Genomic DNA, 18,008 nt, shown 5'->3' with positions numbered 1-18,008 from the left:
CCTCCTATGAAAATAATAAAGAAAGCAGCTCTTCATTCGTTAAATTCAAAATATAGTCTGAAACAGAGAACGTTTGAAGTCGCTTTTTCAGCACTTCATAAATATAGGGTTCCCCTATCAGTTGATTTTGAAGTATGTCTATCTCTTGTTCACCAAAAAAATCTCCATAAATAGCCAACTCTTGAATTATTCCTTTATTTGTAGAAACATGAATATCTACGATTCCAACAGAAGGAATTCTCGTGCGTTTATTGAAATGAAATTCAGGTGTTTCACCGAAAATCCATTCATCATTGCTGTAACGCGTATCAACTAATTTTTGAATTTCTTCATTATCTTTATCCGTTAGTTTTAATTGCTTATCTGAAATTTCATTTAGAGAAGATACTGAATAAATTTGACAAAGTAGCTCATCTCGAAATTCCTCTGTTGTATCTGCCTGGTAGCGTTCATCTAAATAGGGCTTAATGTTTGATACACTTTTTCGGACTGATTTTGTTGCTTTTGATTCAAATTTTTCTTTAGAAACAGTTAAAACTGATTCCAAAATAGATAAATCCACATCATACATTAACGTGCCATGAGAATAGGTTCGATTTTTTTTGGTATACATAGCATTTCCAGAAAATTTCTGACCATGAATATACAAATCATTTCTTCCACCCATCTCAGCAGACCGCGCGCCCATTGCTTGAAGCCCTTTCAAAATTGGCATTGTCACGCGCTGATAGTCGCCAAAGGTTGTATCATCTTTTTGCATCACAATACTAAAACTTAAGTTTCCTAAATCATCATAAACGGCACCACCACCTGATATTCGCCTCGTCAAAACTACATGATGTTCCCGCAAGTAATCAAGATTGATTTCTTCATAAGCATTTTGATATCGACCAATGATAACAGACGGTTTTTGTATATAGAACAGAAGCAATGGTTCAGAAACATCTGCTGTATTCATTAAATATTCTTCTGTTGCAAGATTCACTCGGATATCTTGACTATCCATTATAAAGTAACGCATCTTATTCGTCCTCTCTTCTAATATTAACAGTCCTATCATGTCTTTTTTTTCAAATTATTGCAACTTTAATGCCTGCATCAACTGTATCACTTTAAATGATTTTCTGTATTACACTTCCTCATAGAATCAATTATTTAGCTGACTAATCAAAAAGAGGGATTTTAAAATCGTCCTGTAGGTTTCTCTATTGGCTTTCATTCTTTTTATAAATGACTGACGATTGGAATAACGTTTTTACCTTTTGAAATACACCTATTTTATCTAGCTTCACTAATACAAATAAAGCAATAAAAGACCCAGAAATTGCTCCTCCGAAAAAGCGTGGCGTATAAACAAACCAGAATAATCCATTTGTACTTCCTGTAAACCACACCATTACAGGATAAGAAAGCAAGGACCCTAAAAGCCCAGTCCCAATGATTTCTCCGAAAGCCGCTAACCAGTTTGATGCCTTTATTTGATAAAATATACCTGCTAAAAACGCACCAAATACAGCGCCAGTTAATGCCAAGGGAGGAATCCCCAAAAGCGTAATTCGTAAAATACCACAAACAAATGCCATAATGGTTGCATAAAAGGGTCCTAATGAAACTGCTGCAATCACATTCATGACACTAGACATCGGAGCCATCCCTTCAATCCGAAATAACGGGGATAACACTACATCTAGTGCAATCATCATAGATAAAATCGTTAATTTTTTTAGTTTTGATTCTCTCATATTCTTTTCCTTCTTTCCTTTTTTATTCTTTAGAAACTAAAAAAAGCACCTCCTTACTTCCGGTTTAGAAGCAAAAGAGGTGCCGATACGGCTATTGAACGCATTCTTTTCAAAGAGTCACAAATAAACTGCCTATTAATGGCTACTCTTCTCATAATATAAAAATGAGTGTGTTCAAACATTTCCCTTCGTCAGTTCTAACTGCATCAGGTTCAATGGGTATTATCTCAGCGCAAAGGCACCCCAAATGTTTCTAGTATTTAATTTTTCAAGTTGAGTATAGCATATTTTCTTTTCTCTGCCCTCTTTTTATTTATTCTTAATTTCTATTAATGAGAAACTAGTCCTTTTTTTATTAAATAGACACTACGTTCATTTTCTTATAAACTTAGCATAGACTATTCCAATACTTATTCAATAGATGGAGGGTTTTTCATGGCACACCAGACAACAGACTTACGTGTTCTTCGAACAAAAAAGAACATTCATCAAGCGATGATTTCCTTATTGACGGAAAAATCATTTGATAAAATTACAATAAATGACATCAGCAAAAAAGCGGACATCAGCCGTGGTACTTTTTATCTGCATTATCAAGATAAATATGAGCTTGTAGAAAAATATCAAGAGGAACTACTTGAGAAAGCACAGCTTCTTTTTGAAATAACTTCACATGAAAATCGACAAGAATTTTTTGTGGTTATGTTGCGTTTTTTTCAACAGAAGGGGAATTGTTGTCCTTGTTGTTATCCAACAACGGTACTTCGGAAATACAAATACAGGTGAAGCAGCTGTTAAAACAGAATGCACAAGTAAATATCTTGCCACATCTCTCTATAAAGATAAGTGACAAAACCGAAGAAAGATACCTACTCGCCTACCTTAGCAATGCGATGTTTGGTTTATTACAAGAGTGGTTGGATAGCGGAAAAAAAGAATCTCCAGAAGAGCTTGCAAGAATCGCGGATCGAATTGTCCCTTTTCAGCTTGTTTAGCCTAATGACTGAGAACTAGAGTAACGATTACAACAAAAATTACGAGGGTGAACTATAACTAAATTATAGCTCACCCTCGTGAATTCTTAATACAGGTTGGGAACAGAAGCAACGCATCTCCCAACTTTGTTCCGCTCTCAACAACTTCTATGCATGTCCCATGCGTGAGTTAAAGGCTTCTGTCCCGACTTCACTTACTTGGTTCTCAGAGCTAGGTACTTCTGACTCGACCTCAATTTTCGTATCCTCATTTGACTTAAGAAAGATAATCAATAATTTTGTAGGATTCTTTGTTCTCTAGTTTATCGAACGTTTCTTTTTCAAAAAGGATGTACTGCTTATTTTTTGAGTCGCGTACAATAATTAGTTCCTTGTGTAGTCCGCTTCGATCTTTTTCAATTTGTGCAGCTACATATAATGCTTTAATATCTACATCTGTGTTCATTGCATTGCCTTGATTAAAGAAAACTGTCTCGTCCATTATTGATTCCTCCTCTGTCTATCTATCTTAAGCATAATCGTTGCGCCTCTTTTTTGTCAATTAAGTCGACGTAACAAGCGAATTTTCGGATATAGAGATAGCTTCAAGTCTCTTTTGTTGAAATCTTTTTACAGTATACTATCTGTCCACACTTATCCTTCATTTACTTGTTTCAAAAAATATTTAGCAATTAAAACCAACTTCTTTTTGCTTTATCATTTTTATATTCCCCATAAATAATTTTACCACTCAGCTCACTCATCAAAGCCCCCACGTGAGAATGAATTTCCCCATCCATTCCCCCAGTCATCAACGGTTGAGGCATCGTTGCTTTATTTTCAAAGTGTTCTGCTTTTTTATCATTCCAGATTCGTTTATCAACTTTTCGGTAAACATAATTTACGTCAGTATCTTCTTTAGCGATTATTCCACTCGCATTTTTTGGTTGTTCGATTAGCTCCCATAAAATACTTTCTTCAATAAAATATTGATTACTTAAAGAAATTTTCATTCCCTCTTTTACTAACTCGCCAAAAGATTCGACTGTATCCTTAGCTATAAATATTTGTCCGCTTGTAAAGAAAAGTAATAGACTAACTAAAATTTTATTTTCTTTTTTCAATCTTTTTCTCCTTTATAGCTAACACTGAATCCCCAAAATTTGTCCAGTCATTTTTTGTAGGCGGATCTCTCCAAATGATTTGTTTAACGACTAGATTTGGGAGATAAATATCTGATAAATAAATATCCGTATTCCTATCAAACACATCCTGTAGCTGAATATTCAAGTCTCGATAATTTTCAAGATTCCGTTTAATAAAAGCATTGTACATTTCACCATGCGAGAAATCTACACAGATTGTCACAACCGGTTCAACCTCAGTTAGTGAGATACTGCGAATCAGCAAAAAGATAATATCAAAATAATACTTTGTCAGCTGACTATTAGTAATTTCTGCACTGTCGAGTATTCGACAGTATTCATTGACAAACTGAAATGCAATCGTATGAAATAATGGATACATCTCGCTAAAATAGCCAATCTGGGACTCCTCAATAAAAGAGGTCGCCTGATTGGAAAAGGTTAGCCAATTTGCAAAAATTAGTGCACTTTGATGTAACAACTGCTCTTTAATAGGATATTTATCTTGTAGCTTCTCTTCTAATACAGTAATAAATGCCTCAACAAGTCTTCCTAGCTCACCTTGTCGAACAATGGATAACTTGTCTTTATCAAAATTCAGCCCAATATAGGTCATTAAAAACAGTTCTTCATTTTTGGGAAAATTAATCTTCTCAGGAAGAACATACGGTGTATCTGATTGAAACTGAATATATTCTTTTAATTGCTCTGCCTCAATATCAGCTAATACATTATTCGAGGAAATTCGAGAAAGTTGTATGAAAAGAAATAATTTTAATTTTTGTGCATCTGTTTTTGACAAACGTAAACGCCATCCAGCGAGCAAAAACTGTTCAATTTCTACATATTTATCACTTATTTCTTGTGGGAAAGGGAACTCAAACCCACCAAAAAAATAAAAATATATATCAAATAATCCATTACGAATGGCTAGCTCATTTTCTGAAATTAAGGACATCCCTTTTATAGTTATTTCAATTTCTTCCTCTAAAATTGCAGCTAATTGTCCTCGTTTTCGATAGGCTTGAGGAAGACTAAGATATTCCTTTTTTGCAAATGACTTGATGCTCTTTTTTCCTTCAACAATGGAATGTAAAAGTAAAAAATTCTTTGACTGAAGGATAAAAGTATATTTTAATTTCTCCAAATCAATCGTGGTAATCGGAGAATAGAGAATCACACTCTCATCATTTACTTTAATCTCATTATTTTCAAGGTAACTATTTAGCTCATTGATAAAATAATATAGCTTGTATCTGGACACATTTAAATAATCGCATGCATATTTTTCCGTCAATATTTGATAATTATACTCCTCCATTAAGCGAGCAAACAACAGCTCATAACGATTATTTTCTTCTAACATATCTAAAATCATCTATTTCCCTCTAACTTATAAAATGATAGGTGAGTCTGATGTAGAACGAAACCTCAGCCTCTTTTTTATCTAATTTTCGAATAAATAAGGAGTGTGAAAAAAGTAAGTACTCTCCACTACACTCTCATCAATCTCCAAAGTTTGATTGCTTATTCAAAAATAAGATGAAGGTGTGTCGATACACTCTTTTTATAGAAAATAGATGTGGAGATGCTTCTACTTTGGCATTTCAATCAGCAAAATTTTCGTTTTGATGATTGACAGCACCCACTTGCTTGCGGATTTCTGCACACCTCTGTTTGGCTCTCCTCCATCTAAATTATCAGTCTATTGATTCAATCACAATCCATATACATTTTTACTTACGCTTTGACCTCACCTTTTATGCCTTGCGCGATTCTTACCTATCATTTTTTTCTTTTATTGATTCTCTTTTGAAAAATCCCCAAATCCCCATAATAATCACCAGTATTCCTATTCCTATCTTTGTAAATATACTAGATAGCACTTGGCTTTCTCCTGTTTTTGGTAAAAATGAGATTGGTTTTGTCTCATAGCTCGAACCAACAGTTCCAGTAATCACTTTATCCTTTACTAATGAATTCCCCTCTTCATCTGTATAATGTATGATTACATTGCCTTTATCTGATTGGCTTCCTGTAGTTTCATCTGGCGTCTTACTTTCCCCTGTGTCTACTGTTGTTTCATCATCTCTTACTTTTTCATAAACATAGATAACTAACTGCTCCTGATTTGTGAACATCCCTTTTTCATTTCCTATTACTCGAACGAATCGATACCCCTCTAGCTCCAATTCCTCAGCTACATATGTTTCTCCGACTAGTCCGGAAATCGTTTTTTCTTCATGTAGTGTATTTCCCTTTTCATCCTGATACTTCACTGTAACAGACGCTGCTGGGACAACTTCTTTTTCCTTTACCGTAATGGTCGCTGTCGCTTCATATTTTCCTTCTGTTAATCCTCGCGTAAAAATATTAAGTACATATTGTGAGTAGGTTACTTGGTATTCTCCTGGAGTCATCGTGTCAACATTTCCAGTCACCTGTATCGCTGATAACGGTATATCATTTCCATAAAAATCTTTGGCGTAATCAAAATTGTCTTCGGCTTTCCACGAATCTCCGACTGTTAGCTGAGAATCATGAACTTTCACATGTGTCTCATCTTTTGGTAAAACTGTAATCGTTGCGATTGCTTCCGTTGCTGATTGTCGACTTTCTATTGTTTTTGGTAGTTGATAGTGTACCTTATAACTTCCAGCAGTATTGGTATCCACTTGTCCAGTGACAATAATCTGTTCAAACGAAACCTCTTCTCCTGATTCATCAATTGCTCGGTCGAAATTATCTTCGGCTTTCCATGCATCACCTACTGTTATCTCCGAGTCATGAACACTTACTTGGCTTAAATCTTTTATATAGGTATAAATAACTTCTTGATTTTTTTCAGAGAGTGTCCCTTTTACATTATCCGAAACGCCTGTTAGTATATAGCCCTCAATTGAAAGCTGATACTCAGATGTAGTTGCATCATATGCTTCTCCGACTAATCCGGAAATTGTTTTTTCTTCATGTAGTGTATTTCCCTTTTCATCCTGATATTTCACTGTAACAGGCGCTGCTGGGACAACTTCTTTTTCCTTTACCGTAATGGTCGCTGTCGCTTCATATTTTCCTTCTGTTAATCCTCGCATAAAAATATTAAGTACATATTGTGAGTAGGTTACTTGGTATTCTCCTGGAGTCATCGTGTCAACATTTCCAGTCACCTGTATCGCTGATAACGGTATATCATTTCCATAAAAATCTTTGGCGTAATCAAAATTGTCTTCAGCTTTCCACGAATCTCCGACTGTTAGCTGAGAATCATGAACTTTCACATGTGTCTCATCTTTTGGTAAAACTGTAATCATGGCTGTAGCAAAATGCTTTCCTTCTACTTTACTCTCTATAATCTCCGGTACAGACTGCTCATAGACAACCTTATAAACCCCAGCCGTTGTAGTATCCACAGTTCCACTATGGGTTAGTTGATTAAAACTCACCGGATTCCCCCAGATATCGACTGCCTTATCAAAATTGTCTTCTTCTTTCCAAGTATCTCCAACTGTTAAGGTAGTATTATGAACGCTCAGTAAAGATACATCTTTTTTATACTTATAAATGACTGTTTGAGCGACATCTGTAAACTCTCCACTTCTATTTGTTGGTAGATTTTGGGTATCAACGTAATAATCATCAATTTGTTGAATAAAATAGGGAGCTTGACTCGTGTCATAAGTTTCTTTTGGTTTCCCTAACAAGGTTTGACTCTTATGGATTTCAGCCCCTTGTTCATTCATATAATGTACAGAAACTTTTGATTTGTCTTTGACTGTAAGAACAGCCGTGACTGACTTTCCTTTATACGTATATGTCACCTTGTAAATCCCTGGTTTCGATAGGTTGACATTACTGTCATCAACCAAAATTTCTGAATAGTCCACTTGATTGCCTTCTCTATCAAAAGCAGAGTCAAAATTTTCTTTTGGATCCCAGCTATCCCCTATGTAAACAATGGAGTCATGAACGTTGATAGCCGTCTGATCATCCTTGTATTGAAGCGGTTGAATATATTTTCCAGAAAAGCCGGCATATCCTGTTCCTTTTGCATTATAGTGTGCGCGAACCCAAACACTATCATCCCACTTGGCATTAACTGTTTTGGGCTTACCTCCCGTTAACTGCCATGACAAATAATCAGATTGAGCATCATAAGTAGTCATACCAGTAAATGATGTAATTTGATCCCCATTAGGACGGACAATTCCGGCAGTTGTTCCAACTTCTTCATCTGGAAATACCGTTTTTTCATCTAGGTAGATAGTCTGATCGAGTGCAGCGATTGTTGTATAGTTACTCCCTTGGATGGGGGACAAATCTTTGACATGGTTCTCAGGAATTATTAGAGAAGTGAGATAAGGCATGTTAAGAAATTGCTGAACATCAGAAATATTATTTCCAGCCAATCTTAGATAAGTAATTTTCAAATTGAATAGAGGGGAAATATCACTTATGTGGTTGTAATTAAAGCCTACATCTCCACCTAAGTTTGTAGCGTACTCTAATCCTTTAAGTGAGTAAATATTTTTTGAGGAAAGATAAAGCGTTTTAACCTTTAACATATCCTTCTTTGTCATTGACTCAACAGGTACCTTTATAACTTCTGAAATAGCTTTTTGAAGGTTTTTATCAGGCATCCAAGAATCAATAGATTCCTGTTCTTCTTCTGTTGGCAAAGAGCGTTCTTCTTTTAATTCTTGTTCTGGTGGAGTCGCACGATCCTCTTTCTTATTTACTTCTTCTTTATTTACTTCTTCTTTATTTATCACTTCTATTTCATCACTGCTAGCAACTGTTGCCGTTGCTTCACTATGAGTCTCATTTGACTCTTCTTTCTCAATCATTTCACTTGAATCTACTTGATTAGGAAATACGGTAGAAGATTCAACGGTTGTCACATTTTCTACATCTGACGGTTGTGTTGCATTTTCTTCAATTGTTTGAGCTGTTGCGATTAGCGGAACTATATTTGTCGATAGCAATAAGCCCAGCATCATAAATGTTGTTGTTTTTTTCATATCTTTACTATTCTCCATCCTTCACTTCAATTCTACAAATAAAAATTATATTGCTTAAAAAAACTTTCCTTAATAGCTTACTTCTTTTCTTTAAGCAAATAACCCATATTTCTTAGTTTTTTTCTCATTATTTTTTTCTACTAGAAAAACTTTGATAAAGTCAGTGAATTATATCGAAAATAGCCAATAATCTATAGAAAAAAGCTCTTTAATTCATAAAAAATGATCAAACTTAGGACTTTTTACTCATTTCAAAAAACTGAACCTTTCAGTCAAGAATAAAATCTAACAATTAGCTAACAACAATGTTAGATGAATATACACCTCTAGACTGATTTCTTGTGAATAATTCGTTGCTATCATTTTGTTATTAAATCGAAAAGGAGATTCATTATTATGAAAAAATTACTTACAGGTATTGTATCATTAGCCATCTTATTAGGAGGAACAATGCTCTACACAAAAAATGCTTCAAATGAGTTTGCCGCGATTATAGATCAGCTGAACCCTTTAGTTCCAAGAGGTGAAGTTTATGTAAAAACGCAAAAACCAGTTTCAGTCAATAGCTATGGAACAGCAGCATATAAACAACTTGCTTCTTCTCCGAGTGGAAAAACAAGGACTATTGAGTTTAATGGCATTAGTGAACTAAAGACTGACCGTTATTTAAAGTTGAGTAATAAGGGTGCCCATGTGGAAACTTATGAAGAGGTACCAAAAGAGGAAGTACCAAAAGAAGCTTTGAAGCAGATTGACTAATTTCTACTGAGGAGAAAACCATAAAAAAGGTACAAAAAAAGCTTGGAATCTAGCTTTATAGTGGGTGCCAAAATGCAGATATTCAATCGAACACTTAAACTCACTACCATTCCAAGCTCTTTAATAAAAAAGAGGCTATTATAAAAAAAGAGAACACTCCTCTAAGCATTCATAAGAATTAATGTAGCATTATTTTCTACTATTTCTACTCTCCATTTTTATATCAAATATCCCTTCATTCTAAACAATACAACAAGCAGAATGTTCCTTATTTGTTAGTGACGTACAAAAAAATAGCTGATTAGATAATGACTACAATCAACAGTACATCAACATCTATTCGGCTATTTTTTAATATCATTTACACTTCCCATAATAATTTGTCCAATAAAAGAAAACCCAAATTTTATTCACTTGATAGGCTTCTATAGAAAAGTGGCTGGATTTTTCAAATTGCGAGGGAGAGATAACAAATAACTATTTTTTGTGTATTTTAGACGTTATGCCTTCTATTTCCAACTTTTATTAAGATATAACTTAGATAGCTGCGTCATATCATCCAGTCTTATCTTGTCCAACTTTCGGATCTCGCTTCTAAATAGTTTAATTTTTTGACTTAATTTAAAAACAACAGCCTTTGACTAAGATCTCTTCACTTTATCCTCAGAAAATTTCTGATTGCTGTTCACTAAATAGTTTTCTTCATTGACAAACCCTATATTTATCAGCAAAAAAACTATTTAAAGGCTTAGTTTACATACAGAAAAGACAGTTCTATTTAAGCCTAAAACTAAAGCTTGCTATCTACATTCCCAACAAAATAATAGGTTCCATCCTTTGGTGAATAGCTATAGTACACTCGAGTATTTGAAACAGACAAGCGCTGATCAACATTTACAAAAACTCCTTGGTATACACTTTGACTACCATTGTCATGGGTATAGTTTGCTTGTGATTTTGTACCCACAAGCCCGCTATCCACATGAGATGACCAAATTAGATTGGGGAATGGGGAATTAATGGCTTTAAAAAGAAACCCGCCAAATCGCCAGCCACTTCCAGTGAACTTATTTGATGAATACGATGCACCATAGTCCAATGACATTATTTTTGTTGGAACACTCGTACTCTTATCATCGGTACTTAAATAAACATAGCCCAAGTCAGACAATTCTTTTTCCGCTTTGTATAATTTTTTTAATTCTCCAACACTGATAGCTTGACTATCAGTAGCACTATCATACGTACTAATAATAATTGACGGATCGTCCACAGAAGAAACAGTTGCCCGTCCATGCAAAACACCTCCATCTGGAAGCACAGTTAACTTATCTGAATCAGAAAATTCTGATAAAAAGTTTTCTTGGAAATAGGTTTCTTGTGTATCTGCTGGTATCTCCTCTCTTCCAAAGACTGATGCCTTTGCTGTGGTGCTGTAAAAAATCCCTCCGATAAATATTACTGCGATTAATATTATTTTTTTCATTTCTTCACATTCCTTCCTACTGTGATTATCTAACTTTATTTTTTAACCTATCTTCTCCCTCTTTTACTGGTTAAAATATAGGGCTTGCTCATTCATACTTTTATAAGTTTTTATAAACCTTGATTTAGGCACAGACTTATTTTTCTTTCCATAAGGATCATTTACATAAACATGTGTATCATCTACCCCTGTAATGACCACAGAGTGACAGAGCCTGTTGACCTGTACTTCTCCCTTTGTTGTATGCCAAATAAAAAGATCATCAGGTTGGGGAATTTGATAGTCAATGGTCGTCAAAACCCAAACAGGATTTCCATTTTTTACTTGATCTTCGATTTTCGAGAAAGGAATTTCCTCACCAAAAACTATCTCTTTCTCTTTTTTTACAATGGTTTTTGCAACCTTAGCAATAGGTTCGACAAAGACACCCATCGCATCAAGTCCACCATAAATATTTCCAACAAACCCATCGCGAGGGTTTCCGTAAGTATTTGCATCAATTTTAACAGGCACATACTCAAGAATTTCTGCTAGTTCATTTTTATTTACCTTATAGCCTTCATATTTTAACAACATACTGAGAGCTGTTATTTCACAGCCATTTCCAAGTTTTTCATCACTATTTTGATTTTCAAGTGGAACATTAATTAGATGAGAGACTGGCTTTGTGTCATATTTTTTTATTGCCAAAACAAAAAGAATGGTAAGAATAAAAAAAATAAATAATTTTTTCTTCATTTATCGAATTCCTTCTTTATTTAACGTAGTTTATTTATATAATAAAACTACCAGCAAAAACCGTTGATGGCACAAACTACAGTAAAGAAGGAATAAATAGATGATAAAAATTGCCGTATGTGATGATGATTTAGCAACAACTGTTACTATGGAACGCTTATTAAGGATGTACAATAGTGAATTATTCGATATTCATGTGTTTACTTCTTCAAAAAAATTAAAAAAATCGTTTGACAACGATGAATATGACCTTTTACTTTTAGATATCCAAATGCCTGATTTTTCTGGTATCGAACTAGCTAAATTTTTAAGAGAAACCAATCAGCAAACTCTCATCATTTTTCTTACAAGCTTTGAAAAATACATGCCTGAAGTATTTTCTATAAGAACCTTTGATTATTTGCTCAAACCAATTACTAAAGAGAAACTTTTCCCAGTACTCAATCGCTTAATCAACTACACCGAAGCTGATGAGGGACGGTTTATTTTCACTTTCAATAAAAATTTACACAGTCTCAAATTTAGAGAGATTATTTATTTTGAAAAAAATAAAAAATGGGTATACATTCATACGCGCAATAAAATTCATAAAGCAATCATGTCAAACGCAGAGCTACTGAATAAATTAAATAATAATTTTTTACAATGTCATAATTCTTACATCCTAAATACCAAATACGTTTGTAAACTCTCTTCTAAGCTCATTACACTGTCAGATGGCGAATCTGTCATAGAACTACCTATTGGAAGAAAATTTTCAGACAATATACGTAAAGAACTATTGTTAAAATTAAAGGAGGTCTTATAATAAAATGATTGACTCACTAGAATTCGTGCTGAGTATTCTTGATACAATTCTTCCCTTTTTACTTTTAGTCTATTTTTTTAAAGGGAAACAAATCAGTCAAAAAAAACGTATGACTATATTGTTTTTCTTATGCGCTGTTTTGGCTCTACAATTTGCATCTGAAAATTATATTATTACAGGATTTCTACTGATTCACCTCCAGAATTGGTACATAATCTATCAAACGATTTTGCAGTATATTCTTTATTTTTTATTCTGTATGATCCTTAGTGAGGAAATACACTCTTTTCACAAAAATATGTTTTTTTGGAGTTTCTTTTTATCAAATCTATTCTTATTGACAAACGCATATGCGACTACGCTATTATATTTCATTCTACCTAATCCCCATTCAATAGTGACAGAACGAGTGCTCTATTCCATCTTTTCATTCTTACTAAAAATTCTGCTTATACAATGTCTTGTGCCTTTCAAAGAGAGACTCACACAAAACTATATAAGAAGAAAATCAGGACCTTTACTGATCTTCATTTCACTCATTTTGATCCTAGGAAGTATCCTTATTTCCTTTATGTGGAAACAACTAAACTATTCATTAAGCAAAGAATTACAGATAATCATTCTTATCATTTTTTCTATTCTCTTTTTTTCTGTCATCTATATTTTTATCTTTTTAGAAAACGCACTATCCAAAGAAGTAGAGATGACCTTATTGAATCAGCGGTATATAGGAGAATTAAAATACCTGAATTCAATGAAAGAAAATCAGAAAAAAATAGATACACAACGACATAATTTGAAAAACCAATACATTTATATTCTTAGTTTATTAGAACGTCCTTCCCCTATTCATTTAGAAAAAGTAAAAGAATATCTTAAAAGTGAACTCGAGATAATTCATTCTTCTGAAATATTCTATACGCATAATTTCAGTTTAAATTACCTTATCAATGAAAAAGCTCGAATTTCTGAATTAAATGATGTCCGTCTGATAGCCGAGGTTCTTCTTCCAGAAACAACTAGATTAAATCAAGATATATTTGTCATGATATTGGGAAATTTGCTAGACAACGCAATTGAAGCAGCGATACGAAATGAGAAAAAAGAGGAGAAAGTGGTTTATTTTACCATTCATTCTTTCGATGGAAAAATTAAAATTGAGCTTATAAATAAATTTGATGAAAAAGAAAAGACTACTCGAATTGATCGAGTAGCAAATGGGCTAGGTTTGAAAAATATACGCTATTATGTCAAAAAAAACAACGGTCTATATCATCAAGAAATCTCAGAAAATAATTTTCAGACAACTATTATTTTTTTAGATAGCTACAAATGTTAGAACCCGTGAGTAGATAAAATAGGAAAAGATAAGAAACAGGTCGTTCATTTCAAATACTCACTGATTCACTTAAATAGGAACACATTTTCCTCATACAAACGCCGAAAAAAGCTTGAACACATCTGTCCAAACTTCTTTCGTCATTTATTCAAAAAGATCCACTGGAATGGGTCCATTTATTTAACGTAAAACTAGGCATTTCTTTTTTCAAAATAGGCTCGTGTGTCTACTTCATCTTGCTTTAATTGCTTAACCAGTGCTTCTGCACCATCAAATGCCACTTGTTCACGTAAGAGATGATTCCAGCGTACTGCAACTTGTTCACCATAAATGTCGCGATGAAAATCAAGAATATACACTTCAACCGTTAGCTCTCGTCCGGCACCAAATGTATCATTATGCCCGATTGAACCCATTGCCGGATACCATGTATCCCCAACTTTTAGTTCAGATACATATACACCTTCTTCCGGTAAGCGTACGGTACTTTTTGTTTTTATATTTGCAGTTGGAAAGCCTAATAAGCGGCCTCGAGCGTCACCATGAATCACAGTTCCCTCAATCTCATAAGTATAGCCTAATAAATTAGTTACCTCTTCCATATTTCCCTGCGCCATTAATTCACGAATACGAGTGGAGCTGATTTTCTCTCCTTCATCTTCTTCTTTTGGTACAGTAATCGTTTCAAATCGACCTTTCGCATACTCAGGAAGATGTTTAACATCTGCTATATCTTTTGGACCATACGTATAATCAAATCCTGATACTGCATATTCAGCATGAAGGTCAACAATATATTGATCGACAAATGCTTGTGGCGGTAAGCTTGCAAATGAAGAGGTAAATTCTACTTCATACAAATAATCAACACCTAACTCAGCCATATGTCTTTCCTTTTGTTCAAGGCTAGTCAGATAACGCATATTTTCAGGCAATAATTTTTGAAAAACAATGGACGGATGTTGGTTAAAGGTCATAACCGCAAGTTTCAGCTGATTTTCTTCGGCTAGCTTTTTCCCTGTCTCAATTACTTTTTGATGCCCTCTATGAACGCCATCAAAGAAACCAAGTACAAGTACGACTTTTTCTGTTGGAATTTCTGTTTGTTTATATGGATGTCTTAATTTAATAATTTTCATTATCTATACCTTCTATTCATTTCTAAGAACCTTACTTGGTTTTAAAATATTTTTTTCTTTCGGATTGGGCAAATAAATGCTGACTACGTTTCCTTCATAAAATAAAGCAATTTCTTCCTCAGGCATCTTCTTTAAACTGAATACCTCATAAGAAAGACGCATGCCATTTTTTACTTTTTCCCACACTTCTTCAGTGATATCCACTCTTTTTAACGAAGAAACTCCGTATTCAATTGGTAGCAGTACATCATTTATTGTATGATTTTCCATTACTTGTGCGACTTGCTCTAAGGTTAAGGATTGTTCTTTAGAAAGTCCTCCGCTTGCTAATCGACTCAAATCTGACATGTGCGCGGGATAACCTAAAAGTGCTCCTGTATCAACTGAAAGCGTACGGACATAGGTTCCTTTTCCGCAAATCACCTTAAATCGCCAAGATTGTGTTTTGGCTTCTTCATCCCATGTAGGTTCTGTTGTTCGGACAAATGAATGAATTTCCGCCGTTCTCCTGGGTCTTTCAACTGTTTCACCATTTCTAGCGTATTCATACAAGCGTTTTCCATTCACCTTAACCGCTGAATACATCGGAGGAATTTGAGTAATCGTTCCATTCATCTGATTCATAGCTGCATCAATTTGTTCATTGGTTAGAGGCGTTTCTACCTCTTTTTTTTCAACTATTTCTCCCGAACGATCTTCGGTGGTCGTAGAGAAGCCTAATGTAATTTCTCCTTCATAAATTTTTCCGGAGTCTACCATATATTCAATCACCTTGGTTGCTTTACCTATACAGATTGGCAACACCCCATCTACATCAGGATCAAGAGTCCCCCCATGACCAATCTTCTTGGTTTTCAAAATCTTTCTTAGTTTAAATACGCAGTCATGACTGGTCATGCCACGCTCTTTCCATAATGGCAAAATGCCCTCCATCACATATCCTCATTTCCTATGAATTCAACTGTATCATTATAACATAGTCGGAAAAATTGCTAAACATCTTAGCCTAAAAATCGGTAAAGAGCTATCCCGTCAATAATGCTGCACGTTCCAATACTTTTTTTAAAGGGAGACTCGGAAAAAAATGAGGGTGGGGACTGAAATGACTCTCTCCTATTTCTCGGAGTTAATCTCTTCTGTCCCCATCCTCAGGCAAAATGTATTGACTATGTACTATTATTTCTTTTTAAATCCTTGATCTTTCATTTCTTTTTCTACATCTGTATACGATTCTCCATCTTTTAACATCTTATCAGAAGCTTTAAAAGTAATCGTTGTCTCCTTGTTATTATAATCCATGCTCGCTTTTTCCAGTTCTTCTGGCTTATTCATTGTGTCTACAACTTCTTGGGCAGCCTCTTTATCGTCAATACCAAATGCCTCATTATCAAACTTTATCGTCATTTCCATAGACTCAATAGTATCTTTTTTATGACCAATCTTGACCTCAGCTTTCATCCCAGTCATCACTTGAGTGAACACTTCGGTTTTTACCGAAGAACAGCCAACCAATACCAAACCTATCGTCAAAATAACTCCTGTTATAACTTTTTTCATAATATCCTCCTTAAAAATATGATACTTCCCCAGTATACCATGAGAAAGATAGATGATAAATAACAGTTGATATTTATTTAACTATAATTCCTTTATTCCTCTATCCATTCATCAACTTAATCAAGAGAGTATTTATTATTCTATACACGTTCCCACTACTCTATATATTAAATTTATAAATGTACTATTCCCCAATTTTTTACGCAATTTAAAATTTGATCTTAGCCCAAGTTCCATTTGTAAGACAAACTTAGACCCATTCTATGCAGAAATGAACTCCCCCTTTTAAAAACCATACAAAGTGTTTTTATAAATCATTTGCGTGTCCAATACGAACAAAAGACGGCCGATAAAATAATTTAAAAAAAGAGATTAGGCACTAAAAAAATCCAATGAGGGGCTATATTATGCAGATTCAGTGAAAGAAAAGTTCGAATGGAGAAAGAATTAATTTTTTCTCCCAAATTTCCTCGTTACTTACAAAACCTGGTAAAAAAAGGATGGGACATAACTGTTTAAGTTATGTCTCATCCTCGTAAATTCTTAATAAAGATACTGCGTTTGCTCTCATCAATCTCTAAAAGCCAAACGCTTTAAGAATGAATGGTCTCCACTTTTGTTCAGATTTACTCATACTTTTTTTATCGTTACTATATTATCGAAAAATAATAAATATAGGGACTTAGTATAGCTATCCACAGAATGATTTGTACCCCCAATATACAAATTTTCATTATTTTTTTATTTTTAATCCAGCCAAGACTTAACTTATCAATATATGCTTCATTAAATAAAAATGCACATACCAAAAAGATTAATGGGAACGCCCATATAATTGCTTTTCCACCTGAACTATCAGGGATTCCCAACATGTTAAAGTGATTACCAACTATTTGAGGTAGTTTAGTATAAAGAAATATATTCGCTACTGCAGTTACTACACTTAAAATCCAATTTACTTTAATAAAAAAATTATAATGTTTCACTATGTAATTCCCCATTTAAATCTCATCTTTCATACGTTTATCTTTATTATATACCTTATTAATAATAAAGATAGAACTCTTCCACTTGTTTCCTTTTTTTTCACTCTTGCAGCTTTCAATTGTAAAATAAATTGTTAGAGGGTTCATTCTTGTATACATCAAGTCGTAGCACGCTACAAAGGTTGTAAAAAACAGTGGAGAATTTTCTGATTGTAAATGAACCTACCCTTTATAAAATTTGTCACTTTTCTATAAAATCTTTATTTTCATTTTACTTTACAAAGTGAACTGGTGTTCATATACTATTGACAAGATGA

Annotated in this window: 17 protein-coding genes and 1 riboswitch; of the genes, 5 read left to right on the top strand and 12 right to left on the bottom strand. The window is 34.0% G+C overall.

What is annotated here, in order from left to right:
* Positions 1-4: 4 nt before the first annotated feature.
* Entirely contained in the window at positions 5-1,021 is a 1,017-nt protein-coding gene (gene lplA / locus I589_RS16040) for a lipoate--protein ligase (protein WP_010767358.1), read from the bottom strand.
* 184 nt (positions 1,022-1,205) lie between these two features.
* The gene (gene thiW / locus I589_RS16035) at positions 1,206-1,742 is read right to left on the bottom strand and encodes an energy coupling factor transporter S component ThiW (protein WP_010767357.1); all 537 of its coding nucleotides are present in this window, start codon (positions 1,740-1,742) and stop codon (positions 1,206-1,208) included.
* 166 nt (positions 1,743-1,908) lie between these two features.
* Positions 1,909-1,998, bottom strand: a riboswitch (TPP riboswitch).
* A 179-nt stretch (positions 1,999-2,177) separates the two neighbouring features.
* On the opposite strand from thiW, the gene I589_RS18645 reads away from it, so the two are divergent.
* On the top strand, positions 2,178-2,528 hold the full coding sequence (locus I589_RS18645; protein WP_010767356.1) for a TetR/AcrR family transcriptional regulator: 351 nt from the start codon (positions 2,178-2,180) through the stop codon (positions 2,526-2,528).
* The gene (locus tag I589_RS18640) at positions 2,474-2,737 is read left to right on the top strand and encodes a TetR-like C-terminal domain-containing protein (RefSeq protein WP_342662914.1); all 264 of its coding nucleotides are present in this window, start codon (positions 2,474-2,476) and stop codon (positions 2,735-2,737) included. Before I589_RS18645 ends, I589_RS18640 begins: the two co-directional genes overlap by 55 nt.
* Before the next feature lie 256 nt (positions 2,738-2,993).
* Here the strand turns inward: I589_RS18640 and I589_RS16020 are convergent, their stop codons facing one another.
* The 4 genes from I589_RS16020 to I589_RS16005 form a co-directional block, all read right to left on the bottom strand.
* Positions 2,994-3,218: a hypothetical protein gene (locus I589_RS16020; RefSeq protein ID WP_010767354.1), complete on the bottom strand. Its 225-nt coding sequence runs from the start codon at positions 3,216-3,218 to the stop codon at positions 2,994-2,996.
* A gap of 190 nt (positions 3,219-3,408) precedes the next feature.
* Entirely contained in the window at positions 3,409-3,840 is a 432-nt protein-coding gene (locus I589_RS16015) for a MucBP domain-containing protein (protein WP_010767353.1), read from the bottom strand.
* Positions 3,824-5,239, bottom strand: a complete 1,416-nt coding sequence (locus I589_RS16010) for a helix-turn-helix domain-containing protein (RefSeq protein WP_010767352.1) — start codon at positions 5,237-5,239, stop codon at positions 3,824-3,826. Before I589_RS16010 ends, I589_RS16015 begins: the two co-directional genes overlap by 17 nt.
* Before the next feature lie 400 nt (positions 5,240-5,639).
* A complete protein-coding gene (locus tag I589_RS16005) occupies positions 5,640-8,879 on the bottom strand; it encodes a bacterial Ig-like domain-containing protein (RefSeq protein ID WP_010767351.1) in 3,240 nt (1,079 codons plus the stop codon).
* 396 nt (positions 8,880-9,275) lie between these two features.
* On the opposite strand from I589_RS16005, the gene I589_RS16000 reads away from it, so the two are divergent.
* Positions 9,276-9,638, top strand: a complete 363-nt coding sequence (locus tag I589_RS16000; protein WP_010767350.1) for a YxeA family protein — start codon at positions 9,276-9,278, stop codon at positions 9,636-9,638.
* A 790-nt stretch (positions 9,639-10,428) separates the two neighbouring features.
* On the opposite strand, the gene I589_RS15995 is transcribed toward I589_RS16000, so the two are convergent.
* Together I589_RS15995 and I589_RS15990 are read right to left on the bottom strand one after the other, a co-directional pair.
* Positions 10,429-11,124, bottom strand: a complete 696-nt coding sequence (locus I589_RS15995) for a hypothetical protein (RefSeq protein WP_010767349.1) — start codon at positions 11,122-11,124, stop codon at positions 10,429-10,431.
* A 63-nt stretch (positions 11,125-11,187) separates the two neighbouring features.
* Positions 11,188-11,862: a C39 family peptidase gene (locus tag I589_RS15990; protein WP_010767348.1), complete on the bottom strand. Its 675-nt coding sequence runs from the start codon at positions 11,860-11,862 to the stop codon at positions 11,188-11,190.
* A 100-nt stretch (positions 11,863-11,962) separates the two neighbouring features.
* On the opposite strand from I589_RS15990, the gene I589_RS15985 reads away from it, so the two are divergent.
* Both I589_RS15985 and I589_RS18435 read left to right on the top strand, forming a co-directional pair.
* Positions 11,963-12,670 (top strand): LytR/AlgR family response regulator transcription factor, encoded by a 708-nt coding sequence (locus I589_RS15985; RefSeq protein WP_010767347.1) that lies wholly within the window; start codon positions 11,963-11,965, stop codon positions 12,668-12,670.
* Positions 12,671-13,241: 571 nt separating this feature from the next.
* Positions 13,242-14,009: a GHKL domain-containing protein gene (locus I589_RS18435; RefSeq protein ID WP_162140360.1), complete on the top strand. Its 768-nt coding sequence runs from the start codon at positions 13,242-13,244 to the stop codon at positions 14,007-14,009.
* Positions 14,010-14,200: 191 nt separating this feature from the next.
* On the opposite strand, the gene ribF is transcribed toward I589_RS18435, so the two are convergent.
* The 4 genes from ribF to I589_RS17965 form a co-directional block, all read right to left on the bottom strand.
* Positions 14,201-15,148, bottom strand: a complete 948-nt coding sequence (gene ribF, locus I589_RS15975; protein WP_010767345.1) for a riboflavin biosynthesis protein RibF — start codon at positions 15,146-15,148, stop codon at positions 14,201-14,203.
* 12 nt (positions 15,149-15,160) lie between these two features.
* Complete coding sequence (gene truB / locus I589_RS15970) at positions 15,161-16,081, bottom strand: tRNA pseudouridine(55) synthase TruB (RefSeq protein WP_010767344.1); 921 nt, start codon at positions 16,079-16,081, stop codon at positions 15,161-15,163.
* 243 nt (positions 16,082-16,324) lie between these two features.
* Complete coding sequence (locus tag I589_RS15965) at positions 16,325-16,705, bottom strand: hypothetical protein (RefSeq protein WP_010767343.1); 381 nt, start codon at positions 16,703-16,705, stop codon at positions 16,325-16,327.
* 650 nt (positions 16,706-17,355) lie between these two features.
* On the bottom strand, positions 17,356-17,691 hold the full coding sequence (locus tag I589_RS17965) for a DUF1648 domain-containing protein (protein WP_162140359.1): 336 nt from the start codon (positions 17,689-17,691) through the stop codon (positions 17,356-17,358).
* Between the last annotated feature and the right edge of the window lie 317 nt (positions 17,692-18,008).

Origin of the sequence: Enterococcus phoeniculicola ATCC BAA-412 (assembly GCF_000407505.1) — a bacterium.
Lineage (GTDB): Bacteria > Bacillota > Bacilli > Lactobacillales > Enterococcaceae > Enterococcus_K > Enterococcus_K phoeniculicola.
This window is presented reverse-complemented; position numbering and strand designations above follow the sequence as displayed.